20 protein-coding genes, 1 pseudogene and 1 other annotated feature are annotated in these 24,227 nt (G+C 54.2%); of the genes and pseudogenes, 8 read left to right on the forward strand and 13 right to left on the reverse strand.

The window, feature by feature from the left end:
* Window positions 1–15: 15 nt before the first annotated feature.
* The 5 genes from yciH to pgpB all read right to left on the reverse strand — a co-directional run bounded on the left by yciH (window position 16) and on the right by pgpB (window position 3,633).
* Window positions 16–339 carry a stress response translation initiation inhibitor YciH gene (gene yciH, locus FA92_RS08950; RefSeq protein ID WP_033783236.1) on the reverse strand — a complete coding sequence of 108 codons (324 nt, stop codon included), beginning with the start codon at window positions 337–339 and terminating at the stop codon, window positions 16–18.
* Complete coding sequence (pyrF, locus tag FA92_RS08955; protein ID WP_033783238.1) at window positions 339–1,058, reverse strand: orotidine-5'-phosphate decarboxylase; 720 nt, start codon at window positions 1,056–1,058, stop codon at window positions 339–341. Before pyrF ends, yciH begins: the two co-directional genes overlap by 1 nt.
* Window positions 1,059–1,255: 197 nt before the next feature.
* Window positions 1,256–2,425 carry a lipopolysaccharide assembly protein LapB gene (gene lapB / locus FA92_RS08960; RefSeq protein WP_033783240.1) on the reverse strand — a complete coding sequence of 390 codons (1,170 nt, stop codon included), beginning with the start codon at window positions 2,423–2,425 and terminating at the stop codon, window positions 1,256–1,258.
* Between the two features lie 6 nt (window positions 2,426–2,431).
* A complete protein-coding gene (locus FA92_RS08965) occupies window positions 2,432–2,740 on the reverse strand; it encodes a LapA family protein (protein ID WP_013358009.1) in 309 nt (102 codons plus the stop codon).
* 134 nt (window positions 2,741–2,874) lie between these two features.
* Complete coding sequence (gene pgpB, locus FA92_RS08970; RefSeq protein ID WP_033783242.1) at window positions 2,875–3,633, reverse strand: phosphatidylglycerophosphatase B; 759 nt, start codon at window positions 3,631–3,633, stop codon at window positions 2,875–2,877.
* A 227-nt stretch (window positions 3,634–3,860) separates the two neighbouring features.
* Here pgpB and ribA point away from each other — a divergent pair, with 227 nt between their 5' ends.
* Window positions 3,861–4,454, forward strand: a complete 594-nt coding sequence (ribA, locus tag FA92_RS08975; protein ID WP_033783243.1) for a GTP cyclohydrolase II — start codon at window positions 3,861–3,863, stop codon at window positions 4,452–4,454.
* Between the two features lie 32 nt (window positions 4,455–4,486).
* Here ribA and acnA read toward each other — a convergent pair whose 3' ends face one another.
* The 4 genes from acnA to topA all read right to left on the reverse strand — a co-directional run bounded on the left by acnA (window position 4,487) and on the right by topA (window position 12,278).
* Window positions 4,487–7,168 carry an aconitate hydratase AcnA gene (acnA, locus tag FA92_RS08980; protein WP_033783245.1) on the reverse strand — a complete coding sequence of 894 codons (2,682 nt, stop codon included), beginning with the start codon at window positions 7,166–7,168 and terminating at the stop codon, window positions 4,487–4,489.
* 598 nt (window positions 7,169–7,766) lie between these two features.
* Window positions 7,767–7,925, reverse strand: a complete 159-nt coding sequence (locus FA92_RS22570) for a YmiA family putative membrane protein (RefSeq protein WP_003853864.1) — start codon at window positions 7,923–7,925, stop codon at window positions 7,767–7,769.
* Between the two features lie 496 nt (window positions 7,926–8,421).
* Window positions 8,422–9,396 (reverse strand): HTH-type transcriptional regulator CysB, encoded by a 975-nt coding sequence (gene cysB / locus FA92_RS08985; protein ID WP_013358012.1) that lies wholly within the window; start codon window positions 9,394–9,396, stop codon window positions 8,422–8,424.
* Window positions 9,397–9,653: 257 nt separating this feature from the next.
* The gene (topA, locus tag FA92_RS08990) at window positions 9,654–12,278 is read right to left on the reverse strand and encodes a type I DNA topoisomerase (protein WP_013358013.1); all 2,625 of its coding nucleotides are present in this window, start codon (window positions 12,276–12,278) and stop codon (window positions 9,654–9,656) included.
* 371 nt (window positions 12,279–12,649) lie between these two features.
* On the opposite strand from topA, the gene FA92_RS08995 reads away from it, so the two are divergent.
* Window positions 12,650–12,898, forward strand: coding sequence for a YciN family protein (locus FA92_RS08995; RefSeq protein ID WP_033783247.1), 249 nt, complete (start codon window positions 12,650–12,652; stop codon window positions 12,896–12,898).
* A 26-nt stretch (window positions 12,899–12,924) separates the two neighbouring features.
* Here FA92_RS08995 and sohB read toward each other — a convergent pair whose 3' ends face one another.
* Window positions 12,925–13,971 carry a protease SohB gene (sohB, locus tag FA92_RS09000; protein ID WP_013358015.1) on the reverse strand — a complete coding sequence of 349 codons (1,047 nt, stop codon included), beginning with the start codon at window positions 13,969–13,971 and terminating at the stop codon, window positions 12,925–12,927.
* A 174-nt stretch (window positions 13,972–14,145) separates the two neighbouring features.
* On the opposite strand from sohB, the gene FA92_RS09005 reads away from it, so the two are divergent.
* Together FA92_RS09005 and cobO are read left to right on the forward strand one after the other, a co-directional pair.
* Window positions 14,146–14,907 (forward strand): YciK family oxidoreductase, encoded by a 762-nt coding sequence (locus FA92_RS09005; protein ID WP_033784591.1) that lies wholly within the window; start codon window positions 14,146–14,148, stop codon window positions 14,905–14,907.
* Window positions 14,907–15,497: a cob(I)yrinic acid a,c-diamide adenosyltransferase gene (gene cobO / locus FA92_RS09010; RefSeq protein WP_033783248.1), complete on the forward strand. Its 591-nt coding sequence runs from the start codon at window positions 14,907–14,909 to the stop codon at window positions 15,495–15,497. Before FA92_RS09005 ends, cobO begins: the two co-directional genes overlap by 1 nt.
* Window positions 15,498–15,551: 54 nt before the next feature.
* On the opposite strand, the gene rluB is transcribed toward cobO, so the two are convergent.
* Window positions 15,552–16,442: a 23S rRNA pseudouridine(2605) synthase RluB gene (rluB, locus tag FA92_RS09015; protein ID WP_013358018.1), complete on the reverse strand. Its 891-nt coding sequence runs from the start codon at window positions 16,440–16,442 to the stop codon at window positions 15,552–15,554.
* A 779-nt stretch (window positions 16,443–17,221) separates the two neighbouring features.
* Between rluB and FA92_RS09020 the strand changes: the two genes are divergently transcribed.
* Window positions 17,222–17,869, forward strand: coding sequence for a hypothetical protein (locus tag FA92_RS09020; protein ID WP_033783249.1), 648 nt, complete (start codon window positions 17,222–17,224; stop codon window positions 17,867–17,869).
* A gap of 12 nt (window positions 17,870–17,881) precedes the next feature.
* Here FA92_RS09020 and FA92_RS09025 read toward each other — a convergent pair whose 3' ends face one another.
* Together FA92_RS09025 and FA92_RS09030 are read right to left on the reverse strand one after the other, a co-directional pair.
* Window positions 17,882–18,502 carry an L-threonylcarbamoyladenylate synthase gene (locus FA92_RS09025; protein ID WP_013358020.1) on the reverse strand — a complete coding sequence of 207 codons (621 nt, stop codon included), beginning with the start codon at window positions 18,500–18,502 and terminating at the stop codon, window positions 17,882–17,884.
* Between the two features lie 12 nt (window positions 18,503–18,514).
* Complete coding sequence (locus FA92_RS09030; RefSeq protein ID WP_197061493.1) at window positions 18,515–19,432, reverse strand: PHP domain-containing protein; 918 nt, start codon at window positions 19,430–19,432, stop codon at window positions 18,515–18,517.
* A gap of 120 nt (window positions 19,433–19,552) precedes the next feature.
* Window positions 19,553–19,654, forward strand: a sequence feature (Trp leader region).
* Window positions 19,655–19,677: 23 nt separating this feature from the next.
* Between FA92_RS09030 and FA92_RS09035 the strand changes: the two genes are divergently transcribed.
* The 3 genes and pseudogenes from FA92_RS09035 (at window position 19,678) to trpCF (ending at window position 24,201) form a co-directional block, all read left to right on the forward strand.
* On the forward strand, window positions 19,678–21,243 hold the full coding sequence (locus tag FA92_RS09035) for an anthranilate synthase component 1 (protein WP_033783251.1): 1,566 nt from the start codon (window positions 19,678–19,680) through the stop codon (window positions 21,241–21,243).
* Window positions 21,243–22,837, forward strand: a pseudogene (gene trpD, locus FA92_RS23585) (bifunctional anthranilate synthase glutamate amidotransferase component TrpG/anthranilate phosphoribosyltransferase TrpD). The gene FA92_RS09035 and the pseudogene trpD overlap by 1 nt, the downstream one beginning before the upstream one ends.
* A gap of 2 nt (window positions 22,838–22,839) precedes the next feature.
* Window positions 22,840–24,201, forward strand: coding sequence for a bifunctional indole-3-glycerol-phosphate synthase TrpC/phosphoribosylanthranilate isomerase TrpF (trpCF, locus tag FA92_RS09050; protein ID WP_033783255.1), 1,362 nt, complete (start codon window positions 22,840–22,842; stop codon window positions 24,199–24,201).
* The last annotated feature ends 26 nt before the right edge of the window (window positions 24,202–24,227 follow it).

The following is a 24,227-nucleotide window of genomic DNA, read 5'->3' on the forward strand; positions in this document are numbered from 1 at the left end:
AGCCCGATTTTTTATTCATCCACCCGCCAGTTTGACTTTCATCCCTTTGGCTTCCAGCAGCGTTTTCAGTAAATCGCGTTTATCGCCCTGAATCTCAATAACGCCCTCTTTTACCGAACCGCCACAGCCACACTTCTTTTTCAGTTCAGCTGCCAGCAGCGTCAGAGACGCATCATCCAGGTCGATGCCGGTGATCAGGCAGACGCCTTTGCCCTTGCGTCCGCTGGTCTGACGCTGGATCCGCACAACACCATCCCCTTTTGGCCGTTCCGCTTTTGGCTCAGGCTGCGTGATGCGCCCGCTGTCGGTTGAGTAAACCAGTGGATTGTCATTCGCCATTATTGTGTCTCCAGACTGTCCAGGATCGCCTGCAGGGCGGCGGCGGGATCGGCGGACTGCGTAATCGGACGCCCGATAACCATATAGTCTACGCCCGCCAGCTTCGCCTGCTGCGGTGTCATGATACGACGCTGATCGCCGGCATCGCTGCCTGCCGGACGAATCCCCGGCGTGACCAGCGCAAACTCCTGACCCAGAGCCTGTTTGAAGCGGACCGCTTCATGTGCAGAACAGACCACACCATCCAGTCCGCACGACTGGGTCAGCTTCGCCAGTCGCTCTGCCTGTTCGGCAGGGGAAAGCGTAATGCCCAGCTCTCGGAGATCGTCGGTATCCATGCTGGTCAGTACGGTCACCGCAATCAGCAGGGGCGCATCTTTACCAAAGGGAAGCAGCGCCTCACGCGCCGCATTCATCATCCGCGCCCCGCCGCTGGCATGCACATTGACCATCCAGACGCCAAGATCGGCTGCGGCAGCCACGGCATGCGCGGTAGTGTTAGGAATATCATGGAATTTAAGATCGAGGAACAGCTCAAAGCCGCGCTGCTGCAGAGTGTTAACCAGCGCGGGACCAAACAGCGTAAACATCTCTTTGCCCACTTTCAGGCGGCAACTGCGGGGATCGATCTGGTCGACAAAACGCAACGCGCTGTCGTGGTCATGATAATCCAGCGCTACCAGAATCGGCGAAGCGGTCACGTTGTGGGGTGAAGGCATGGCATTTCCTCTGCAGTGAGCACCCGCAGGCGCGATTGACAAACGGCAAGCATTCTACCTGCGGTGTCTGGCCATCACAATCGCCATTGCCCCTCTGCCTGGCAATAAATGCACCTCTGCCGAAGCCTGCTGATTATTGCCTATATAGTATGTTGTAACTATTATGGGGTGATGTTAATTCAGTTATAACGGCCGCTTTACTGGCCGTCGAGACCACGGATGGGCTTCACTGAAGACCACGTCCGGCAGGATGGACAGTGCCAGTAAAGTGCATGTGCGGTAAAACCACACTTCTGGCAGCGATAGCGTGGCTTGGTGCGAATCTGTTCACCCACCATGTCGCGCAGCACCATCAGACTCTCTTTGGCCCGGCCATCTTCGGCTTCACGCAGATTTAAATCCATCAGGCGATGGAAGACTCGCATCGTCGGATGGCGCTCAAGCTGACGACTGATGTAATTTTGTGCCGCTTCAGCGCCCTGCTGCTGTTCAAGGATGTCTGAAAGATAAAGTTCCGCTGCCGCGCCGGTGTTCTGTTCCACACAGCGCTGCAGAAAGTCTGCCCAGGCATCAGGCTGATTGAGCCGCTGGAAACAGGTCTCCAGCATGCCCAATGTTTCACTCACCAGCTCTTTATCCTGATCCAGCACGCGCTGCAAATGACCCACCGCTCTGGCGAAGTCTTCTTTTTCCATCAGAATACGGCCCATCATAATGGAGATGCGTGCGCTGTTGCGGTCGGCCGCCTCCCCTTTCTTCAGCAGGCTCATGGCACGATCCAGATCGTCGCTGCTCATCGCCTGCAGTGCGAGTTCACAGTAGAAGTGAGCAATTTCGCCTTTCTGCTTCTCTTTGCCGAGCTTAACCAGGCGTTCTGCGACCTCGATGGCCTGTTGCCAGTCACTGGTGGCCTGGTGAATCAGTAACAGCTGCTGCAGCGCGCCGATACGAAAATCCGTTTCATCGGTGAGCTGCTTAAACATATCTTCTGCGCGGTCATATAAGCCCGCCGCCATATAGTCGCGACCCAGCTGCTGAACGGCAAGCAGACGCTGCTCGTAGCTCAGGGAAGCACTTTCCATTAATGCCTGATGGATACGGATAGCGCGGTCAACTTCTCCGCGCGATCGGAACAGGTTACCCAGCGTCAGATGTGCCTCTACCGTGCCGCTGTCCTCTTTAAGCATGTCGAGGAACAGATCAACGGCTTTGTCCTGCTGATTTGAGAGCAGGAAATTGACGCCCGCCACATATTCACGTGACAGCCGGTTGGCTTCCTGTTGCTTATCCTGATGCGCGCTGCGGCGGCCCATATACCATCCATAGGCAGCCGCAACCGGCAGTAACAGAAACAGCAATTCATGCATTGAGGATTATTCCCGGCCAGCCGGAGAAGATGGCGTTGTCGCCAGGGCGGTGCTCTGCTCAATTTGCGTCTGCATACGCTTAATTTTCCGGTTGGCATTGGCCAGTGAAACACGGGTCCGCAACCAGAACAGCCCGCAGATGACCCAGCCAAGCACAAAACCTGCGCCAAACAGTGATGCCAGTAAGGTCGAGATGCTGAACTCACCCTGCGCCAGCAGATAGTTAAAAGTAATGACCTGATCGTTATGCGCGCCTAAGGTGACGGAAATGATAAAAATGACCAGTACCACTAAAAAAATCAGCAAATATTTCACAGTGCATCCTGTTGTGAGGTTATCGGGTAGAATTATGCCAAAAATCCAGCATAAATGCTGCTCCCAGCAGCATCGGGCGAGTCGCTTTTGCGCAGGCCCGACTAATAATATGGGGTCTTAAGGGTGAATTACAATCAGGGCTCCCGCTGTGCCACCTCTTTTTGCTCTTCCGGCGGCAGCGTCAGCGGGCCGCAGAAGCGCTGTGCCAGCCAGGTCGCAACGGTGACCAGCAACCAGGAGAGCACGGTTGCCATCGCCAGATCGCGTGGCCAGTGCATGCCCAGCAGCAGGCGGCTCGCCATCACGCCCGTCGCCCACAGGAAAATCACCACCACAGTTTTATAATGCCGACGCGGCCAGAGCAGTCCCAGTGCCAGCAGTGCCCAGCTGGCGGCGAACATGGTATGCCCCGACGGAAAAGCAAAGCCGGTTTCAAACGCCCAGTGTCGTTTCAGCCAGCCCGGAATCTGCGTCTCATCGGCAATCAGTGACGTCACCATCTCACCACGCTGTTTACGCTTCAGCTCGTAGAACGTTTTCTCATCCAGCCCGTGATGCTGCTCCAGCCAGATCACATAGGGACGCGGCTCCTGAATCTGCTCTTTGATAAAGGATTTGGTGTATTGTCCCGCCAGAATAGTGGCGTTCATGATCAGCAGCAGCAGGATGGCGGGCTTCAGGCGAAAGCGCAGGCACCAGAGCATCCAGGCGCTCAGCAGCACGCTGGTGACTATACCCCACGGATTGGTGACGGTTTCCGTCATCCAGAAGAGACTCTTCAGCAGCGCATTACTTTCACCTGGCTGCCAGCGCCAGCCGGTAAGCCAGACGGCAACCGGCATAATGAGCAACAGCAGCATTCCGAAGGTGGTACGACGCGAAATCTTAAACATCCTCTTCCCTTATCCTGGTGTCAAATGTCAACATTTGAATAACTTTAGCTTAAAAAAGAATAACATAACCGTTGCCGATTGGATAATCGTGCTTTATCACTGCAATTGGTCTCAGAGATTACCAGCCCGCTTCCGGGTTGTGGCACAATATTGCACGTTTGTCAGGCCACACTGGCCTGTGCGCTATCATGATGATAGTGCATCCTCTGAAGGTTCTGGAGAGTCACATGCAGCTTAAACGGGTGGCAGAAGCCAAACTGCCCACGCCATGGGGAGATTTCCTGATGGTTGGTTTTGAAGAATTGGCAACCGGACATGACCATGTTGCACTGGTCTTTGGCGATATTAATGATAACGAGCCGGTACTGGCGCGCGTTCACTCCGAATGCCTGACCGGCGATGCACTCTTCAGCCTGCGTTGCGACTGTGGTTTTCAGCTGGAAGCCGCGCTCAATGCCATCGCAGAAGAAGGTCGCGGCGTGCTGCTCTATCACCGTCAGGAAGGCCGTAACATTGGTCTGCTGAATAAGATCCGCGCCTATGCGTTGCAGGATAAAGGTTATGACACCGTAGAAGCGAATCATCAGCTTGGCTTTGCCGCCGATGAGCGCGACTTCACCCTGTGCGCAGATATGTTCAAACTGCTGGGCGTGAATGAAGTGCGTCTTCTGACCAACAATCCGCGCAAAGTGGAGATCCTCAGCGAAGCCGGGATCAACATTGTTGAACGTGTGCCGCTGGTCGTGGGACGTAATCCGAAGAATGCGCACTATCTGGATACGAAAGCGGAAAAGATGGGGCATCTGCTGCCGAAGTCATAAATGAAAAAGCCGGGTTTTACCCGGCTTTTTTGTCAGTCCAGCATGTTGCGGATAACGTAGTGCAGGATGCCGTCGTTGCGGTAATAGGTCAGCTCATTACCGGTATCGATGCGACAACGGGTGTCCAGCTCTTCCTTACTGCCGTCAGCACGGGTCAGCGTGACTTTCACGCTGCAGCCTGGCGTCAGTGCCTGAAGATCTTCCACGTCAATGCGCTCTTCACCGGTCAGCCCCAGAGTTTTGCGGGTCACGCCCTGCGGGAACTCCAGAGGCAGAATGCCCATCCCAATCAGGTTAGAGCGGTGAATACGCTCAAACGATTCGGCAATGACGACCCTTACCCCCTGCAGACGTGGCCCTTTAGCAGCCCAGTCGCGGCTCGAGCCAGAGCCGTACTCCTTACCTGCAATGACCGCCAGCGGCACGCCTTCCGCCTGATATTTCATCGCCGCATCGTAGATGGCCAGCTGTTCGCCACTTGGATAGTGTCGGGTATAGCCGCCCTCCACGCCTGGCACCATCTCATTGCGGATACGAATATTGGCGAACGTGCCGCGCATCATCACTTCATGATTACCGCGACGCGACCCATAAGAGTTAAAGTCGTTGCGCTCAACGCCGTGTGACAGCAGATAGCGTCCGGCGGGACTTTCCGCTTTAATGCTGCCCGCTGGCGAGATATGGTCCGTGGTGACAGAATCGCCCAGTAATGCGAGCACCCGCGCACCGCGAATATCCTGCACCGGCTTAGGTTCTTTCTCCATATCATCAAAGAACGGCGACAGGCGGATGTAGGTCGAACCTTCATCCCAGTCGTACGTTGCCGCTTCACTGACCCTGATCGCCTGCCACTCTGGCGTGCCATCGAAGACTTCGGCGTACTCTTTGTGGAACATATCACTGGTGACCTGCTGCACGGCTGTGGCTATCTCTTCCGGCGACGGCCAGATATCTTTCAGATAGACCGGCTGGCCCTGCCTGTCGTGGCCCAGCGGCTCCGTCTGCAGGTTGATCTTCATGTTACCCGCCAGCGCGTAAGCCACCACCAGCGGCGGCGAAGCCAGCCAGTTGGTTTTAATCAGCGGATGAATACGGCCTTCAAAGTTGCGGTTGCCGGATAAAACGGCACCGACCGTGAGATCGCCCGCTTTGATCGCAGACTCAATCTCATCTTTCAGCGGACCGGAGTTACCGATACAGGTGGTGCAGCCATAGCCCACCAGGTTAAAGCCCAGCTCGTCGAGATACGAGGTCAGCTGCGCGACGGCCAGATAATCGGAAACCACTTTGGAACCGGGTGCCAGCGAGGCTTTGACCCACGGCTGACGTTTCAGACCACGCTCTACCGCTTTCTTCGCCAGTAAACCGGCCGCCATCAGTACGCTTGGGTTAGAGGTGTTGGTACAGGAGGTAATCGCACTGATCACCACCGCGCCATCGGTCAGTGTGTGAGTCAGGCCAGTGTCGCTGTCGGTATACTCAACATTTTTGTGCGGTTTTTGCGCCTGATTCACTTCCAGCTCGTTGCTGGCATCAAACGCAGCAGGCACATCGCCCAGCGACACCCTGTCCTGCGGACGTTTTGGTCCGGCCAGGCTCGACTCCACCTCGTTCATATCCAGTGCCAGAGTACTGGTGAAACGCGGCTCATCGCCGGGATTGCGCCACAGACCCTGCGCTTTAGCATAGGCTTCCACTAAGGCGACCTGATCGGCATCACGTCCGGTCAGCGTCATGTAGCTCAGCGTGACGTCGTCGACCGGGAAGAATCCGCAGGTGGCGCCATACTCCGGTGCCATATTGGCGATGGTCGCACGGTCGGCCAGCGGCAGGTCGGCCAGGCCGTCACCGTAAAACTCAACGAATTTGCCGACGACGCCATGCTTACGCAGCATCTGAGTGACGGTCAGAACGAGGTCGGTTGCGGTAATGCCTGCGCGCAGTTTGCCGGTAAGTTTAAAACCAACCACATCCGGGATCAGCATGGAGACAGGCTGACCCAGCATGGCTGCTTCAGCTTCGATGCCCCCTACTCCCCATCCCAGCACGCCGAGCGCGTTGATCATGGTGGTGTGTGAATCGGTACCGACCAGCGTGTCGGGCCAGGCATACTCTTCGCCATTGAGGGTTTCATGCCAGATCGCCTTGCCAAGATATTCCAGGTTGACCTGATGGCAGATGCCGGTTCCCGGCGGCACGACGCGGAATTTATCAAACGCTTTCTGACCCCAGCGGAGGAAAACGTAGCGCTCATGGTTACGCTCCATCTCCAGCCGGACGTTCTCTTCAAAAGCGTCATCATCACCAAAATGGTCCACGGTGACCGAGTGGTCGATAACCAGATCGACGGGCGACAGCGGATTCACTTTAGCTACATCGCCGCCCAGACGACTCACCGCTTCGCGCATGGCCGCCAGGTCGACCACGGCCGGCACGCCGGTAAAGTCCTGCATTAATACGCGAGCTGGCCGGTAGGCGATTTCACGGTCAGCGTGAGCATCTTTCTGCCAGTCAACCAGCGCCTGGATGTCCTCTGTGGTGACAGAGTCGCCATCCTGCCAGCGCAGTAAATTTTCCAGCAGAACTTTAAGAGATTTGGGCAGGCTATCGATGTTGCCGAGATGTTGAGCCGCGCGGGGAAGACTGAAAATGTGATATTTGTTGGTGTCGACCTGCAGTATTTCCTGACTCAGCTCGCGTAGGGTAGACGACATAGCTCCTCCTTTTTTGTTCATGGTCTTAAACCTTAGTGAGATAAAGGTTTATGTTAAAGATAGACCACAAATTCGTTAACGTTTTGATTACAACACAAATTGCTACAATCGCCGAAAACGAAAATGCCCCGTGAAAACACGAGGCATCAGAAAGAGGTGATTTAATTCAAATTACAGCGTTATCCACACCGCCGCAGACCAGAACGCAAAGGAGAAAGCATACGCGCTAAGCCAGGACATTTTAATAATATTCATTTGGTTCACTCCTTCGCCGGAATCGGGCGCAAAAGTTTTTGCGGTCGCCAGTCAATCGGCGACACCCTTTGGTCTTACAGGATGTGGAAAGGGGCATTTAAAAGCCCACCGGAAACTCCGGTTATAAAAGAGCAGTGACGAATAGATGGTCTTACAAGGTTATTTGTTTTTAGGGTCCAGAAACGACTCAATAAACAGTCGCTGGTTATTACTCAAATCCCATGACTCGGGGATAGACACTTTTTCGTCCTTTGCAAGGGCTTCTTTTCCTTTGCAGGAGACTGACTTGTGCTGACCCGTGGTCAAAGAACGTTTATGACTGAGTGTATGTGCCCACATGGCTTTAGCCCCAGATACGCCAAATCATTAACGCTACAACCACCCAGAACAGCGCAGAGGCAGCGAATACGGTTAACCAGGCATTGCGACGGGTGTTGCCGGTACGCTCAACCTTGGTGCTTTTTGCCGGGAAACCCGGTTGTACAGTCAGTCGTGTATTCATAGTTTTTGATAATCACTCTCAACAAAATGATTGATAACATCGATTAAGATTTAGGAGGAATCCTAAACGCGTTAAGGCCAAAAATCCAGTTATTTTTATTGAGTAAAACGATTAACGGTATTAATCAATAGGCTTCGGTAACGTAAGAAATCATTAACTCCTGAACGAATATTTAATTAAACAGTCAGCTAATAAATTTGAGTTAATTTAAAAAAAAGATCCATTTAAAACTAAAGACCCATCTAAAGAACCTTATGTTTACTGGCTTCACACATCAGCTCTTAACTGGAGTATGGGAATAATCCTGGCGAGTCGCAAAGTGACATAGTTAAAAGTGTGTTGTATTTCGCATTTAAGAAAGCCCAACCGGAAAACATGTGATCAATGTTTCATTTACAAAAAAATCATAAAAACTTTTGATTCTCATTTGGCGCTAAAGCCTGGCAACAAAAAAGCTGCACCAGGCAGCCTTATGTTGTCGTGGAGAGCATCAACGCTATTTAAATGGCAGCTTAATGTCCTTAAACATCGCCTCAATGTCTTCGTTTGAGCGCAGCGCCACGGCGGTATCCACCACGTCGCGAGTCAGGTGTGGCGCAAAACGCTGGATAAAATCATACATATAGCTGCGCAGGAAGGTGCTGCGGCGGAAGCCAATCTTGGTGGTACTGTTGGTAAAGATATCGGCGGCTTCAATACGAATCAGGTCAGGATCGGCCACCGGGTCAACCGCCATACTGGCAATAACCCCCACGCCCAGACCTAAACGGACATAGGTTTTGATGACGTCAGCATCAGTCGCGGTGAAGACAATGCGGGGTGTTAATCCTGCCCGATTAAAGGCCGTGTCGAGTTCTGAGCGTCCGGTAAAGCCAAAGGTGTAAGTCACCAGCGGATATTCAGCCAGTTCTTCGATGCTCACCTGCCCTTTTCCGGCCAGCGGATGATCCGCCGTGACGACAATCGCGCGGTTCCAGTGGTAGCACGGCAGCATGATGAGATCGTCATAGAGATGCAGCGCTTCAGTGGCTATGGCAAAGTCCGCATTGCCCTTGGAAACCGCTTCGGCGATCTGGGTTGGTGAACCCTGATGCATATGCAAAGAGACGCGCGGATAGCGCTCGATAAATCCTTTGATCACGCCTGGCAACGCGTAACGTGCCTGGGTATGTGTGGTGGCGACATAAAGCGAGCCTTTATCCGGCCAGGTGTGCTCGCCGGCGACAGATTTGATCGCATCCACTTTGGAGAGAACTTCACGCGCTATACGAATGATCTCTTCGCCTGCAGGCGTCACCTGGGTGAGATGTTTACCGCTACGGGCAAAAATTTGCACGCCCAGCTCATCTTCCAGCATACGCACCTGTTTGCTGATGCCGGGTTGAGAGGTGTAGAGACCTTCCGCTGTCGAAGAGACATTGAGATTATGGTTCACCACTTCGACGATATAGCGCAACTGCTGTAATTTCATATCTATTCCATCCCGGTAAGTTACAGAGTCGCATCCCCGCTTGACGTATAGTCGCAAGGGTCAAGAAATGCTATGCATCAGGAAAGGTCGGAAATGCTATAACAACTATATCAGTTTAAGTGACAGAGTAGAACGGATTGATATAAGGCTCAGAAAAAGGCCAGCGAGCGCTGGCCTGAATGTGGTGCGTTGTCAGTGTCAGTGGATAAATCGGATAAACAGAGTAAGAAAAAGGCCAGCAAATGCTGGCCTGAGACTTACTTTTTCGCTTCCTGCCACTTGCCATCTATATAGAAGGCGGACCAGCCTGTTGCCTTACCCTCTTTTTCAGAGGAGACATACTGCTGTTTGGTTTTGCGGCTGAAGCGCACCAGCGTTTTATTGCCTTCCGGATCGGCTGCTGGCGCGTCGGCCAGATACTTCAGCTTCTCAGGCAGGCGATCTTTGAAGCGCTGAAGCTCCTCCACCAGCGGCGCACGCGTTTCGCGTGATTTCGGGAAGGTGTTGGCCGCGAGGAAAACGCCCGCTGCGCCGTCACGCAACACGAAGTAAGCATCGGACTTCTCACACGCCAGCTCTGGCAGCGGAACCGGATCTTCTTTCGGCGGTGCAACTTCACCACTGCGCAGAATCTTGCGGGTGTTTTTGCACTCTTCGTTGGTACACGCCATGTACTTACCAAAGCGTCCCATCTTCAGGTGCATCTCCGAACCACATTTCTCGCACTCCACCACCGGGCCGTCATAGCCTTTGATACGGAACTCGCCCTTCTCGATTTCGTAACCGTCACACTCCGGGTTATTACCACAGACGTGCAGTTTACGTTCGTTGTCGATCAGGTAGCTGTCCATCGCGGTACCACACTTCTGGCAGCGACGACGGGCACGCAGGGCGTTGGTTTCAGCATCATCGCCTTCCAGAATATTGAGGACTTCATTTTCCGGAATCAGGTTGATGGTCTGTTTGCAGCGCTCTTTAGGCGGCAGCGCATAGCCGGAACAGCCCAGGAAAACACCGGTACTGGCGGTACGGATTCCCATCTGACGGCTACAGGTCGGACACTCAATCGAGGTCAGCACCATCTGGTTCGGCTGCATGCCTCCCTCTTCAGGATCTTTCTCAGCCAGCTCAAGCTGCTGAGTAAAGTCGGCGAAGAAGTGATCGAGAACCGCTTTCCATTGCGCCTCGTTATTCGCCACCTGATCGAGATTGCTCTCCATGCGGGCGGTGAAATCGTAGTTCATCAGTTCGCGGAAGTTCTCTTCCAGACGATCGGTGACGATTTCACCCATTTTTTCCGCATAGAAGCGGCGGTTTTCTACCCGCACGTAGCCGCGATCCTGAATGGTCGAGGTAATGGCTGCGTACGTGGATGGACGACCAATGCCGCGCTTCTCAAGTTCACGCACCAGTGACGCTTCGCTGAAGCGCGCCGGTGGCTTGGTGAAGTGCTGGCCCGGAAGAAGCTGTTGCAGATCCAGAACATCACCCACGCTGACGGCAGGCAATGTACGATCTTCATCATTCTTACGCAGCGCTGGCATGACTTTGGTCCAGCCATCAAAACGCAGAATACGGCCTTTTGCTTTGAGTTTAAATTCACCCGCCGCCGCTGTAATGGTGCTGGAATCATATTTTGCTGGTGTCATCTGACAGGCAACAAACTGACGCCAGATCAGCTGATAGAGTTTCTGCGCATCCGCTTCCATATCCTTCAGCTTTTCCGCCACCACTTCCACGTCGGAAGGACGAATCGCTTCGTGCGCTTCCTGGGAATTCTCTTTACTGGCGTAAGTAATGGCGGTTTCAGGCAGATACTTTTTACCGAAATTGCTTTCGATATAGCCACGCGCCATGGCGACCGCATCCTGACTCAGGTTGGTCGAGTCGGTACGCATATAGGTGATGTGACCGGCTTCGTACAGGCGCTGAGCCATCATCATCGTTTTCTTCACGCCAAAGCCCAGACGGGTGCTGGCAGCTTGCTGCAGTGTCGAGGTGATATAAGGCGCGCCCGGCTTGCTGCTGGTCGGCTTATCTTCACGGTCGACGATCTCATAGCGCGCTTTTTCCAGCAGCGCCACCGCGGCATAAGTCTCGTCGCGATTGACCGGACGGAAGGCTTTATCACCTTTGTGCGTCACGTCCATCGACAGCTCATCGCCTTTTGGCGTGGTCAGTGCGGCATTAACTTCCCAGTACTCTTCGGGAACAAAGGCTTTGATCTCACGTTCACGTTCCACCACCAGGCGAACCGCAACAGATTGCACACGTCCGGCCGAGAGGCCACGGGCGATTTTTTTCCACAGCAGTGGCGAGACCATATAGCCCACCACGCGGTCCATGAAACGACGCGCCTGCTGAGCATTTACCCGGTCAATATTCAGTTCGCCCGGCTTTTCAAACGCCTGACGAATCGCATTCTTGGTGATTTCGTTAAAGACCACGCGGCTGAAGCGCGAGTCATCACCACCGATCACTTCCCGCAGGTGCCAGGCAATGGCTTCCCCTTCGCGGTCAAGGTCGGTTGCGAGATAGATGTGGTCAGCATTGGCGGCTAACGCCTTCAGTTCAGCAACGACTTTCTCTTTCCCGGGCAGAATCTGATAATCCGCTTCCCAGCCGTGATAAGGGTCTACACCCATGCGGCTGACGAGTGCGGCTTTCTCATCTTTTTTAACTTTTTTGACTTTCTTGTCAGTTGAAGCGTCTTTGACTTTCTTATCTGTCGAAGCGTCAGCACTCTTCTTCGCGGTTGAACCACTGGTCGGCAGATCCCGGATATGACCCACGCTGGATTTAACCACGTAGTCACTACCCAGGTATTTATTGATTGTTTTAGCCTTTGCCGGGGACTCAACAATAACGAGTGCTTTACCCATATTTACCTTTACCTAATGAAAACATCCTGCTTAACGGGAGAGGATTGGATGCCCAAAAACCCAGTGGGTTCAATATTGCTGCGCCTGTTTAACATTTCAAGGCGGAGGGGTCAATCTCAGATCAGATGATGCGGCCTGCTGCAACTGCATGATAAAGCGTGCTTTTTCCATCTGAACTCTTCGCACATCCCGGTGCAAAATCCCTGAAATCGGAATCGCCCACACTCTACCTGATAAAATCTGTTACGCAACTTAATTAGCACTCAGCCCGAACTTACGCCAGGTTTTCATCGTTCAGACCGATTTGTCACAGCATGTGACAGGCCAGTAATATAGAAAGGATTTGGATGCTGTCAAAAAGGAGCGAATAAATGCAGAGATCAACTCAGGCTATTTCCCGCCAGGCGTTGCTGGAAAAGGCCAATGCGCTAATTAAAGAACATAATGATTATTTAGCGGGCATGCAGGCGGATGAGGTAAGTCAGCAGGCGGATGTGCTGGTCTTTCGCGGGCCGTTCTTTCTTGATGCGGATGGACTGCCGACCGCGAAAACCACGGCGGTGTTTAACGTCTTCAAATACCTTGCTGTGGAGCTGTCGCCGCGCTATCACCTGGAATAAAAACCCGGCACAGGCCGGGTTTCGCATCAGAGCAGTGGCTTTTCGCCGCGCTGCCAGAGTTTCAGCAGCAACCGCTCAGCCACCGAGCCGGCGCTCTGGGTAAAACGGTCCATCATTTTACGACGGCGGGCGTAATGCACACCGAGCACGCTGAATTGATCCATCTGACGGATAATCAGGTCATCGCTGGTGCCGATTTCGTCAATCAGGCCGAGATCCAGCGCCTGACGACCATACCAGTGTTCACCAGTTGCCACCCGGTCGATATCGAGTGTCGGGCGCATCTGGTGAACAAACTGCTTGAACAGCAGGTGCGTTTCGTCGAGATCTTCCTGGAATTTTTCACGTCCCTCTTCGGTATTCTCACCAAACAGCGTCAGCGTGCGCTTGTACTGTCCGGCAGTATGCAGCTCAACATCAATATCGTTACGCTTCAGCAGGCGGTTGAAGTTAGGGATTTGCGCAACCACGCCGATGGAACCAATGATCGAGAACGGTGCCGCCACAATGCGATCGGCCACGCAGGCCATCATGTAGCCCCCGCTGGCTGCCACTTTATCTACAGCCGCCGTGATGCGCAGATCCGCATCACGCAGACGCTGAAGCTGCGACGCTGCCAGCCCATAGCCATGCACCACGCCGCCAGGGCTTTCAAGCCGCAGTAGCACTTCATCGCCAGGCTGCTTCACCGCCAGCACAGCTGAAATCTCTTCACGTAGTGAGCTCACCTCACCGGCATCCATGCTGCCTTTAAAATCGAGTACGTAAAGCGTGGGCTTAACGCTCTTTGTCTGTCCCTGCTTTGCCGCCTGTTTTTCCGCTTTGGCTTTCAGCTTTTCACTTTTTTTATGATTTTTCAGCCAGACTTTCTGCGCCTGCGGCTTCATTTTTGCCAGCTGCAAATCCTCTTTCATCTGCTGATAATCATCACCCAGATGGGTCAGACGAAGCTGACCACTTTGTGCCCGTTTGCGTAACGCGGCATTCATGATAATCATGACAATCGCAGCGACGGCAACCACCAGCGTCACCGCTTTTGCTAAAAACAGTCCATACGTTGAAATAAAATCCATCAGGTCGCCTTAGTCACAAAGAATAAAAAAACAATTCGCCAGTTTAGCCGTTTTACCCTGCTCCGTCGCCTGAAATGCCAGCAGCCGGCACAGAATGGGTGGTCTGGCGATTGCGCCCATTCGTAAATTCAGGCATAAAGCGGAATCATGCTGTTTTCGCTGGAGGACCCCGCTGTGCATTATCAACCGAAAAGCGACCTGCTCAATCACCGTATCATCCTGGTCACTGGCGCTTCTGATGGCATTGGCCGGGAAGCGGCGCTGACGTATGCCCGTTATGGCGCTGAAGTGATCCTGATGGGCCGTAACCCTGAGAAGCTTCAGCAGGTCAAAGAGGCAATCGATCAACTTAATAAATGTGCTGCTCATACCGTCGTGTTTGATCTGGCTGAAGCAACACCGGAACGTTGTCATCAGGTAGCAGAACAGCTGTCACAGCAGTTTCCGCGTCTTGATGGCGTGCTGCACAATGCCGGTATCCTCGGTGAAATCGTGCCGCTGGCGGAACTCGACCCTCAGATCTGGCAGCAGGTCATGAACATCAACCTGGACGCTACCTTTTTCCTGACCCAGGCGCTGTTGCCGCTGCTGTTAAAGTCAGATGCCGGTTCACTGGTATTTACCACCTCCAGCGTTGGCCGAACCGGTCGCGCAGGCTGGGGGGCTTATGCCGTCTCTAAATTTGCCACCGAAGGGATGATGCAGGTGCTGGCGGATGAGTATAAAACGCAGGCATTGCGGGTTAACTGCATTAATCCGGGCGGAACGCGAACCAAAATGCGCGCCAGCGCCTTCCCGCAGGAAGATGCTAACAAGCTGAAAACGCCTGCCGATCTGATGCCGCTCTACCTTTATCTGATGGGTGATGATAGCCGACGCAAAACCGGTATCAGCTTTGATGCGCAGCCGGGCAGAAAACCCGGAGCCGCAGAGTAATGGCTGACGATCGTCATCAACAGCGTCAGCAGCGGCTAAAGGAGCAGGTCGATGCGCGGATTGCGGCAGCCACCGAGGTGCGTGGCATCCTGATGGTGTTCACCGGCAATGGCAAAGGCAAAACGACGGCGGCTTTTGGCACCGCCCTGCGCGCTGCCGGACATGGCAAGCGTGCGGCGGCGATTCAGTTTATTAAAGGTGACTGGCCGAATGGTGAGCGTAACCTGCTGGAACAGCATGGTGTAGAGTTTCAGGTGATGGCAACCGGTTTCACCTGGGACACCCAGAACCGCGAAACGGATACCGCCGCCTGTCTGACCGTGTGGCAGCATGCAAAACGGATGCTGGCCGATACGCAGCTTGATTTGGTGGTACTCGACGAAATCACCTATATGGTCAGCATGGATTATCTGCCGCTGGACGATTTGATTACCGCCCTGCAACAGCGTCCGGCGCATCAGAGCGTAATCATTACCGGACGTGGCTGTCATCGCAGCCTGACTGAAATGGCGGATACGGTGACAGAAATGCGGCCGGTGAAGCACGCCTTTGATGCCGGTATCCAGGCTCAGCAGGGCATTGACTGGTAACAGAAAAAGAAAACGCAGCCCTGGGGCTGCGTTTTTAGCGATCGGGCAACACGATTAACCGGAGTTACGTTTGCTGCCCGGATTGCGGCGTGGCGCACGTGGCGTGCTGCTCACTTTGCTGTGGCGTTTCACCGCACGACGAATCTGGTTCGCCTTGGTACGACGACGATCTTTTTCGACCACCAGCTTGGTGACCGTTTCATCATCCAGCTCCACCAGGTTACGCAGATAGTTCACCGCAGGCAGATCCAGTTCGGTCCAGCCACCGCGCGGCAGGCCTTTTGGTAACGTGATATCGCCGTAGCGGACACGCATCAGACGACTCACCTGCACCCCGACCGCTTCCCACAAACGACGCACTTCACGGTTACGTCCTTCGGTCAGGGTAACGTTGTACCACTGGTTGATGCCTTCTCCACCGCCAAACTTCAGGGTTTTAAACGCAGCCGGACCATCTTCCAGCTGAACGCCCTTGCTCAGCTGACGAATTTTATCATCGTCGACCTGACCAAATACGCGCACCGCATATTCACGTTCCACTTCACGGCTCGGATGCATCAGGCGGTTCGCCAGTTCACCGTCGGTGGTGAAAAGCATCAGACCACAGGTGTTCACATCCAGACGGCCAACGGCAATCCAGCGTGAACCGCGCAGACGTGGCAGACGGTCAAACACCGTCGGGCGGCCTTCAGGATCGCTGCGGGTACAGAGTTCGCCTTCCGGTTTGTAGTAAGCCAGCACGCGGCAGACTTCGGTTGCTGATTCAGCAATCGAAACCAGATGGCCATCAATACGGATTTTCAGGGATTTGCTGCTTTCGACGCGGTCGCCTAAGGTGGCGATCTTGCCATCAACGCTGACACGGCCGGCCGCAATCATTGATTCGATTTCACGACGCGAGCCATGACCGGCACGCGCTAAGACTTTCTGTAACTTTTCGCTCATTGAGCTTCCTCTTTGTCGCCTTCCCAGGCGTCATGATTGGGTGATAATCCTTTCTAAATCAACAGGTTAACTTAGCAAGTTTGCCCCATTATACAGGCATTTAATGCTGAAGTAACGCCCTTTATGGAGAGTGTCATAGTAAATAAAGAAAGGTTAACCTCTGATAGTTTGAGATCTGATAATCCTTGATGCTGATTTAATAAAACCCGGCATATGATAAGAGAATATGTTTAATAAAACGCCTAGATCGAAAACTTTATAGCTGATGACAATTAAATTTTCTAACCACTCATTTTTCATCAAAGCGATATTCGGAGAGTAAAATCTTAACGCTATCTTACACTTCCATCATTCTTACCGTACTTTAGATCATCTAAAAAAAATATTAAAGTCAGCATGAAATGCTGGTTAGTTGAATTTAATCATGATGCACCCACTCTAAAAACAGAAAAGTCAGATTATTCCTAATAGAGATTCGTTTATAACCTTATTTTTCATAACATTTGATTGTCATTAGCTTTAATAAATTGTACGACACTATTAAGCTGATACACTTTATCCCGGCAGCATAATAAAAAAGCAAAATACGCGGCAAAGCGTTCTTGCGACATTTGAGTCTTGCTTAATTCATTCTTTAATAAAAATAGTGTTTTTACATTAATCCAATAAACCGGCGCATCCGGAGTTGTTGCGTTAATACGGTTCAGTGATGAACCCTGCTTGCATGTCAAAAATCTTCACCAGGGATTTCCCGACATGCCTGAATAAAGAAAAACATCATGAGAAACCTGTTTCTGTGCCCGGTGCTTGCTGCACTGGTGCTGAGCGGGTGTTCCGTGGGCCACACCGAGTACAGTCGTACGGCGATGCAGCACGTTGATATGAGCGTGACAGGCATTCCGACGATCCTCGGTCTGGGTACACTGGGCACCAGCATTCCTCTGACGCCTGAATATAGCCTCACGGCTGCGCACGTGGCTAAAACTGCCGTGCAGCGTGTGAAGTCTTATCACCCTTATTGCGACCTTGCGATTATTTATCACAAGAATGATGCCAGCACGCTGACTAAGTTCCGCAGCAGCGACATCGGCGATCCGGTTAAAATGTATGGTTACAGCTTTATTTCCGCGATGCCGGTTGAGTCGTCCGGGGTTAATTTAGCCCGCACGGCTATTCGGAATAAATGGAATAAAAGTCCCTGCTTAGCGATGGCTTCGAATGCGGGGGTCGTTCAGGGAATGTCTGGCGGTGGCGTTTATAATCGGGATGATACGCTGGGCGGCGTTATTGTTGGCTATTCTGACTCGATTAAAAATGGGCGTAATAACAAAGTGATCCTCAAAGATGTATCACTTTATATTCCTTACGGTCAGTTTAAGAACTGGTTAGAGTCGAATCTGGCTCAGACACCGTCGCGCGGTGTCTGAAGCCCGACGTAATTACAGGAACGGGCGGGTATCGCCCACGCCTTCACGCACGATTTCTGGCGAATCGGTGGTCAGATCGACCACCGTGGTCGGCTGCTGACCCAGCGTACCGCCGTCAATGATCAGATCGACCAGCTTACCAATGCTGTGCTGGATCTCTTCCGGGTCTGACTCGGTAAAATCGTTGCCCGGCAGAATCAATGAGGTCGACATCATCGGCTGATTCAGCGCTTCCAGCAGCGCCAGCGCCACCGGATTGGAGGGCACGCGCAGACCAATGGTCTTACGCTTTTCATTCATCAGGCGACGCGGCACTTCTTTGGTCGCCTTGAGAATAAAGGTGTAGTTGCCTGGCGTGTTGTTTTTCAGCAGCCGAAAAGCCGAGTTGCCTACCTGCGAATAAACCGACAGCTCCGAAAGATCCCGGCACATCAGGGTGAAGTTGTGGTGCCCGTCGAGCTGACGGATACGGCAGATACGCTCCATTGCGCCCTTCTCCTCCAGCCGACAGCCCAGCGCATAGCCGGAGTCGGTAGGATAGACAATGACGCTGCCTTTGTTCAGGTAGTCGACCGCCTGGTTAATCAGCCGTGGCTGAGGATTGTCCGGATGGATGTGAAACAATTGACTCATAGAAACCTCGTGTCACCTTTCCGTGATTGTCAGGCCGGGCGCGAGATCCGGGAAGCGTTCCCAGACCGGCTCAACCGCTGCAGGCAGCCAGAGTTTACGGCCCAGCTCAATCCACGGGCAGGGTTGATGAAAATCAGAACCTTGTGATGCGGCCAGTTCATTATCTCTGGCGTATTGTGCCAGTGTTGTACGCTCATTGGGTGGCTGCTGGCACTGCGCGACTTCCATCGCATCGCCGCCCGCCTCGCGGAAATGGGCGACCAGCCGTTTAAGCCACTTCGCCGATAAGCCATATCGGCCAGGATGCGCCAGCACGGCACACCCACCAGAATGATGAATCGCATCAATAGCTTGTTTAATTGTACACCATTGTGGCGGCACGTAGCCGGTTTTGCCACGCGCCAGATAATTTTTGAATACCTGTACCATATTGTCCGCTTTGCCCTGTTCAATCAGGAAGCGGGCAAAGTGACCACGGGTAATGATGCCGCCATCAGCCAGACGCATCGCACCCGCCAGCGCATCCGGGATACGTGCCCTGGCGAGTCGCTCACCAATCTCTTCCGCCCGCGTCCGGCGGCAGTCATGTTGTCCGGCCAGAAACGTCATCATCGTCGGATGATGAATATCAATGTTCAGGCCGACGATGTGAATCTCATGGTTCTCCCACAGCGTGGAGATCTCTGCCCCGGCCAGCACTTTTATCGGTAAATCGTGGTCGCGTGCCGTCTGTTGCGCTTCCTCTACCCCTGCAACGCTGTCGTGATCGGTGATCGCCAGTACGCCAACGCGCATCTCAACGGCTCGCTGCACCAGGTCTGCTGGCGTCAGTAAGCCATCGGAGGCGCGCGTGTGGCTGTGTAAATCATAAACCGGAAAACGGGCGATATCGCTCAAGAGAACTCCTGCTAAAACTAAACCGGCCAGCATGATAACGATTTTCGCCGTCAGTGAAAAAGTGTATTGACATTTACGTCATGAACCCGTTAACTAGTACACAAGTTCACACGTAACGGGTATTCAATCATGGCTGTTGTAATCACGCATTTAAACGGTTGGCGCGATGTTCCCGAAAACGGGCGACAGGATCGTGCACACTTTGCGTAACCGCTGTGCTAATACCTGAGCCCGCCACCGAGCGGGCTTTTTTTTGAGCGAAATTCAGAGAAATCATCATGCCAAATGCGAAACCTACAGTGAAGTTGATTACCGGCACCGCGCCTTACCGCGAAGATCCGGCCGCAGTGTTTCACCAGCTGTGCGGCGCACGTCCGGCAACCCTGCTGCTTGAATCTGCGGATATCGACAGCAAGCGTAATTTAAAAAGTCTGCTGATTGTCGACAGCGCGCTGCGTATCAGCGCCATGGGTAATACGGTGACCGTTCAGGCGCTGTCAGAAAATGGCCGTGCCGTGCTGCCGCTGCTGGATGAGGCTCTGCCCGCTTCCGTCAGCAATCAGGTCCGTCCCGATGGCCGAGAGCTGACTTTTCCACAGAGCACCGATCCGCATCAGGACGAAGATTCCCGTCTCAAAGCACTCTCGGTGTTTGATGCACTGCGACTGATTCCCCAGCTGGTTAACGCCCCTGCCGACGAGCGCGAAGCCGTGCTGCTGGGTGGTCTGTTTGCCTATGACTTGGTGGCTGGTTTTGAAACCCTGCCGGAACTGGATAATCAGCAGCGCTGCCCTGACTACTGTTTTTACCTGGCAGAGACATTACTGGTGATCGATCACCAGACCCGCAGCGCGCGTCTGCAGGCCAGCCTGTTCTGCCCGTCCACCAGCGAGTTCCAGCGTCTGCAACGCCGTATCGAGCAGCTGCATGGCCAGATGCTGCAGCCAGCACCTGCGCTGCCGGTACAAAAGGTCGAACAGATGACGCTGACTACCAGCCAGAGCGATGAAGAGTATTGTGAAGTCGTTCGCACCATGCAGCAGGCGATTCGCATCGGTGAAATTTTCCAGGTCGTGCCATCACGCCGCTTCTCGCTGCCGTGCCCGTCACCGCTGGCTGCCTATGACACGCTGAAAAACAGCAATCCCAGCCCGTATATGTTCTTTATGCAGGATCAGGATTTCTCCCTGTTTGGCGCGTCACCAGAGAGCTCACTGAAGTATGACGCCACCTCGCGTCAGATTGAGATCTACCCGATTGCCGGTACCCGCCCGCGCGGCCGCCATGTTGATGGCTCGCTGGACCGTGACCTCGACAGCCGCATTGAACTGGAGATGCGCACCGACCATAAAGAGCTGGCTGAACATCTGATGCTGGTCGATCTGGCGCGTAACGATCTGGCGCGCATCTGCGTGCCCGGCAGCCGTTACGTGGCTGACCTGACCAAAGTTGATCGCTACTCGTTCGTGATGCATCTGGTTTCCCGCGTCGTCGGCACGCTGCGCGCCGACCTCGACGTGCTGCACGCCTATCGTGCCTGTATGAACATGGGCACGCTGAGCGGTGCGCCAAAAGTTCGCGCTATGCAGCTGATTGCCGGTGCTGAACGCACCCGTCGCGGCAGCTACGGTGGCGCGGTGGGCTACTTCACCGCGCAGGGCGATCTCGACACCTGCATCGTTATTCGTTCGGCCTATGTCGAAGATGGCGTCGCTACCGTTCAGGCGGGCGCTGGTGTGGTGCTGGATTCTAATCCGCAGGCTGAAGCTGATGAAAGCCGCAATAAGGCCCGCGCCGTTCTGCGCGCTATCGCGACTGCCCATCACTGCAAGGAGATCTTCTGATGGCCGATATTCTGCTGCTCGATAACATCGACTCTTTTACCTACAACCTGGTTGATCAGCTGCGGACCTTTGGTCACAACGTAGTGATCTACCGCAACAACCTGCCCGCTGAACTGTTAATTGCTCAGCTGGAGCGGATGGAAGATCCGGTGCTGATGCTGTCACCCGGCCCCGGCGCGCCAAAAGATGCCGGGTGTATGCCGGAGCTGCTGCGGATGCTGCGCGGACGCCTGCCGATCATCGGCATCTGTCTGGGACATCAGGCGATTGTGGAAGCCTATGGCGGCCATGTAGGCCAGGCGGGCGAAATCCTGCACGGCAAAGCCTCGTCTATCGTTCATGACGACGAGGCAATGTTTGCCGGCCTGAGCAATCCGCTGCCGGTGGCGCGCTATCACTCGCTGGTAGGCAGCAACACGCCGGATGAGCTGACGGTTAATGCCAGCTTTAACGGGATGGTGATGGCGGTTCGTCATGAAACCGATCGCGTCTGCGGGTTTCAGTTCCATCCTGAATCGATTTTGACTTCTCAGGGCGCGCGCCTGCTTGAGCAGACGCTGGCCTGGGCGCTGGCGAAGTAACAGGGAGAATAACGATGCAACAGACACTGGAAAAACTTTACCAGGCGCAGACGCTGAATCAGGCTGAGAGTCATCAGCTGTTCAGCGCCATTATTACCGGACAGCTGGAACCCACGCAGCTCGCCGCTGCACTGGTCGCCATGAAAGTACGTGGTGAAACGCCGGAAGAGATCGCCGGAGCCGCCACCGCGCTGCTGGAAGATGCGAAACCCTTTCCCCGCCCGGATTACGCTTTCGCGGACATCGTCGGCACCGGCGGCGATGGCAGTAACAGCATTAATATCTCGACGGCCAGCGCCTTTGTTGCCGCCACCTGCGGTCTGAAAGTGGCGAAGCACGGCAACCGCAGCGTCTCCAGCAAATCGGGCTCGTCTGACCTGCTGGCCGCCTTTGGTATCAACCTCGATATGCCCGCTGATCGGGCGCGTCAGGCGCTGGACGACCTTAACGTCTGCTTCCTGTTTGCGCCGCAGTATCACACCGGCTTTCGCCACGCGATGCCAGTGCGCCAGCAACTGAAGACCCGCACGCTGTTCAACGTGTTAGGCCCATTAATCAATCCGGCGCGCCCGCCACTGGCGGTGATTGGCGTCTACAGCCCGGAACTGGTGCTGCCGATTGCGCAGACCCTGAAAGTGCTGGGTTATCAGCGTGCGGCGGTGGTTCATGGTGGCGGTATGGATGAAGTCGCACTGCACGATGTGACCCATGTTGCTGAGCTGCGTGAAGGTGAAATCACCCGCTATCAGCTCTCGCCAGAGGACTTTGGTTTTGGCTTCCATCCCAAAGAGGCGCTGGCAGGCGGCACGCCGGAAGAAAATCGTGACATTCTGACGGCTTTACTCCAGGGTAATGGCCAGCAGGCCCATGAGGAAGCGGTCGCCGTTAACGTGGCGATGCTGCTTAAAGTATTCGGTCAGGAAGATCTGCGTGAAAACGCACAGCAGGCGCTTAACGCCATCCGCAGCGGGCAGGCTTATGAACGCGTCGTCGCACTGGCAGCAAGAGGATAATCATGAAAGGCACCGTGTTAGAAAAAATTGTTCAGGACAAAGCGATTTGGGTTGAAGCCCGTCAGCAGCAGCAGCCTCTCTCCACCTTTCAGAACAGCATTGAACCTGCCAGCCGTCATTTCTACGACGCGCTGCAGGGTGCAAGAACCGCGTTTATCCTGGAGTGTAAAAAGGCGTCCCCCTCAAAAGGCGTGATTCGCGAGGATTTCGATCCGGCCGCCATTGCCGGGGTCTACCGCCACTATGCTTCTGCGGTGTCCGTGCTGACCGATGAGAAATATTTTCAGGGCGACTTCGCCTTTCTGCCAATTGTCAGCGCCGCCATTACCCAGCCAGTGCTGTGTAAAGATTTTATTATCGATCCCTATCAGATCTATCTGGCCCGTTACTTCCAGGCGGATGCCATTCTGCTGATGCTGTCGGTGCTGGATGATGAGCAGTATCGTCAGCTGGCCGCCGTGGCGCATAGCCTGAAGATGGGCATTCTGACCGAAGTGAGTAACGAAGAGGAACTGGAGCGGGCTATCGCGCTAAAGGCAAAAGTCGTGGGGATTAACAACCGTGACCTGCGCGATCTCTCTATCGATCTCAACCGCACCCGTCAGCTGGCGCCGCGCCTGTCACACGGCGTCACCGTGATCAGCGAATCGGGCATAAACAGCTACGCTGATATTCGTGAGCTGAGCCACTTTGCCAACGGCTTCCTGATTGGCTCTGCCCTGATGGAAGAAGCTGACCTGACCGGTGCGGTGCGTCGGGTTACGCTGGGTAGCAATAAAGTGTGCGGTCTGACGCGTGCCGAAGACGCCCGTGCCGCCTATGAAGCCGGTGCAATCTTTGGTGGTCTGATCTTCGCGGAAGGATCACCACGTCAGATTGACATCGTTACCGCGCAGAACGTGATCGCCGCTGCGCCGCTGCGCTACGTCGGCGTGTTCCGCAATAACTCTGTCAGTGACGTTGTCACGCAGGCTACCGCACTTTCACTGTCTGCAGTGCAGCTGCATGGTAATGAAACACCAGAATTTGTGGGCGAATTACGCGAGGCTCTGCCAGCAGAGATTCAAATCTGGAAGGCGCTGCGCATTGAAGGTGCCCTGCCGGCACGCGACTGGCCGCACGTCGACCGTTATGTGTTTGATAATGGCGATGGCGGAACCGGACAGCGTTTCGACTGGTCGCTGTTACAGGGGCAGACGCTGGACAATGTGCTGCTGGCCGGGGGCCTGAGTGCGGATAACTGTGTTGAAGCCGCGCAGCTGGGCTGTGCCGGACTGGACTTCAACTCGGGCGTGGAAAGCGCGCCTGGCATCAAAGATGCCCGTAAAATTGCCGCGGTGTTTCAGACACTGCGTGCCTACTGATTTGCCTGGCCTGCTCGACGGCGGGC

This window comes from Pantoea sp. 9140, from assembly GCF_000745295.1.
Lineage (GTDB): Bacteria > Pseudomonadota > Gammaproteobacteria > Enterobacterales > Enterobacteriaceae > Pantoea > Pantoea vagans.

Coding starts and splice junctions, on each gene's coding strand:
- pgpB (WP_033783242.1), bottom strand. CDS start 3,633: ATGTTTAAGATTTCGCGTCGTACCACCTTCGGAATGCTGCTGTTGCTC.
- pyrF (WP_033783238.1), bottom strand. CDS start 1,058: ATGCCTTCACCCCACAACGTGACCGCTTCGCCGATTCTGGTAGCGCTG.
- acnA (WP_033783245.1), bottom strand. CDS start 7,168: ATGTCGTCTACCCTACGCGAGCTGAGTCAGGAAATACTGCAGGTCGAC.
- sohB (WP_013358015.1), bottom strand. CDS start 13,971: ATGGATTTTATTTCAACGTATGGACTGTTTTTAGCAAAAGCGGTGACG.
- topA (WP_013358013.1), bottom strand. CDS start 12,278: ATGGGTAAAGCACTCGTTATTGTTGAGTCCCCGGCAAAGGCTAAAACA.
- cysB (WP_013358012.1), bottom strand. CDS start 9,396: ATGAAATTACAGCAGTTGCGCTATATCGTCGAAGTGGTGAACCATAAT.
- FA92_RS22570 (WP_003853864.1), bottom strand. CDS start 7,925: ATGAATACACGACTGACTGTACAACCGGGTTTCCCGGCAAAAAGCACC.
- trpCF (WP_033783255.1), top strand. CDS start 22,840: ATGAAAGGCACCGTGTTAGAAAAAATTGTTCAGGACAAAGCGATTTGG.
- rluB (WP_013358018.1), bottom strand. CDS start 16,442: ATGAGCGAAAAGTTACAGAAAGTCTTAGCGCGTGCCGGTCATGGCTCG.
- FA92_RS08995 (WP_033783247.1), top strand. CDS start 12,650: ATGCAGAGATCAACTCAGGCTATTTCCCGCCAGGCGTTGCTGGAAAAG.
- cobO (WP_033783248.1), top strand. CDS start 14,907: ATGGCTGACGATCGTCATCAACAGCGTCAGCAGCGGCTAAAGGAGCAG.
- FA92_RS09030 (WP_197061493.1), bottom strand. CDS start 19,432: ATGCTGGCCGGTTTAGTTTTAGCAGGAGTTCTCTTGAGCGATATCGCC.
- yciH (WP_033783236.1), bottom strand. CDS start 339: ATGGCGAATGACAATCCACTGGTTTACTCAACCGACAGCGGGCGCATC.
- FA92_RS09020 (WP_033783249.1), top strand. CDS start 17,222: ATGAGAAACCTGTTTCTGTGCCCGGTGCTTGCTGCACTGGTGCTGAGC.
- FA92_RS09025 (WP_013358020.1), bottom strand. CDS start 18,502: ATGAGTCAATTGTTTCACATCCATCCGGACAATCCTCAGCCACGGCTG.
- lapB (WP_033783240.1), bottom strand. CDS start 2,425: ATGCATGAATTGCTGTTTCTGTTACTGCCGGTTGCGGCTGCCTATGGA.
- ribA (WP_033783243.1), top strand. CDS start 3,861: ATGCAGCTTAAACGGGTGGCAGAAGCCAAACTGCCCACGCCATGGGGA.
- FA92_RS09035 (WP_033783251.1), top strand. CDS start 19,678: ATGCCAAATGCGAAACCTACAGTGAAGTTGATTACCGGCACCGCGCCT.